At 60.6% G+C, this 1,976-nt stretch carries 2 protein-coding genes; both read left to right on the plus strand.

Annotation, left to right across the window (positions count from 1 at the left end; all coding sequences use genetic code 11):
• Positions 1 to 6: 6 nt before the first annotated feature.
• Complete coding sequence (locus Q0288_RS16085) at positions 7 to 906, plus strand: M23 family metallopeptidase (protein ID WP_299432715.1); 900 nt, start codon at positions 7 to 9, stop codon at positions 904 to 906.
• Between the two features lie 308 nt (positions 907 to 1,214).
• Positions 1,215 to 1,976 (plus strand): acetyl-CoA carboxylase, carboxyltransferase subunit beta (gene accD, locus Q0288_RS16090; RefSeq protein ID WP_299432712.1); only part of this gene is annotated, 762 nt, incomplete at its 3' end.

Raw genomic sequence — 1,976 nt, forward strand, 5'->3', positions numbered from 1 at the left:
CTTTTTTTGTGGGACCAGGGCTCGAGCGAACGCACCCGGCTGGCCCAGCTCGAGACCCAGGCCCGCAAGCTCACCCTGGAACTCGAGGCCGAAAAAAGCCGCAACGAGGCCTATAGCATCGAAGCCGTACAACTGCAGCAGAGCCTCAAGGTTCTGGAGGCCGAAATCAACCACCTGCGGGTCAAGGCTGGCCTGCCCCGGATTCGCCTGGTACCCGAATCCATCCAGCCCAACCCGGTGCCAGGCTCGGCTTTGCCAACCACCCCTCCCAGGCCAGACCGTGCACCCAGGGGCGCCGGCGAGCCCATCGAGTTGGGCAACTTACTGCTCAGCTTGCGCTCGCAGGTGGGGAACTTTGCGGCGGAACTCGAGTCCACCGCCATTGCCCTCAACAACCCCCTACCCCCAGATCCCAACCCGGGACGCATTCTTCGGCGTCCCCAACCCCCTACCCAGGCCCGCGCACCCCAGGCCCACACCCCCGATTCAGCCCGGTTTATACCAACAGGCCTGCCCTTGCTGGTAGAGACCCGCGTCACCTCCGCTTTCGGCTACCGCTCCAACCCTTTTGGCGGGGGTGCGTATGAATTTCACAATGGGGTGGATTTTGCCGCTTCCGAAGGTACTCCGGTCTATAGCACCGCCGCTGGAACCGTGAGCGAGATGGGCTGGAACCCCGTCTTCGGCCTGATGGTGCTCATTGACCACGGCAACGGCCTGCACACCCTGTATGGGCACCTCTCCGCAAGCTATGTCTCACGCGGGCAGCAGGTCGAGCAAGACATGCTCATTGGGGGGGTCGGTTCTACCGGACGCTCCACCGGGCCCCACCTGCACTACACGGTCTATCGCTATGGGGTTGCCATTGACCCCTTGCCTTATGTGGGCTACGTCTCCAGTCGGTAAGTTCAGGCCAGTTCTGCCTCTTCCGTACCCAGGTGGCCCGGCTCTGGTACGGATGTTCTCGCTTCTTGAATGACACAACAGCGGCGAAAAGCACCCGACCTTCGACTTGCGACCATTCCCTGGTCGGTGCACAGTTCAATTGAAAAAGTAGCCACCCGGATCGTTTCACCCAGTCCCCCCTTCCCTTTTCCTGTGGGGTGACTTTCCTGCTCCCGGAGGCTTTTTTTGTTGCTTTTAACAAATTTGAACCCCGTCCAAGCAGGGGGGGTTTCGTACGACTCTCATTCTGGGGTATAAGATAGGGCGTTATGGCCTTAGAGCGGCTTTTCCGCCGTCGCCGGGCACAGGGCGAGGCGAGGGATATTCCCGAGCTGTGGGTCAAGTGTCCCCGGTGCGACGCGCAGATTTATAAGAAAGACCTCGAGACCAACCTGCATGTATGTCCCAAATGCGGACATCACCTGCGGCTGTCTGCCGACAAGCGCATTGAGATGCTCGCCGACGAAGGCAGTTTCGAGCCGGTTAATGGCCTCAAACCCACCGATCCTTTAGGGTTCCACGATACCGAACCTTACCCCAGACGCCTCGAGCGCTACCAGAGAGAAGCCGGACGGCCCGATGCCATCGTGGGTGGACGCTGTAGCATTGGCAGCGTACCCAGCATTCTGCTGGTAATGGACTATGCTTTTGCAGGTGGTTCGATGGGCAGCGTGGTGGGCGAGGAAATCACCAGGGGCATCGAACTGGCCGCCGAGGAAAACCGCGCGGTGGTGATTGTCTCGGTGTCGGGCGGAGCCCGCATGCAGGAAGCTGCCCTCTCGCTGATGCAGATGGCCAAAACCACCCTGGCCCTCGACCGGCTATGGGCCCGAAAACTGCCCTATATCTCCATCCTTACCGACCCTACCACGGGCGGGGTGACGGCTAGTTTCGCGGCTATTGCCGACGTGATCTTGGCCGAACCCGGCGCTCTGATTGGCTTCGCCGGGCCCCGAGTGATCAAGCAAACCATTCGTCAGGATCTGCCCGAAGGCTTCCAACGCTCCGAGTTTCTACTCAAACATGGCATG

This window comes from uncultured Meiothermus sp. (assembly GCF_937863175.1).
Lineage (GTDB): Bacteria > Deinococcota > Deinococci > Deinococcales > Thermaceae > Meiothermus.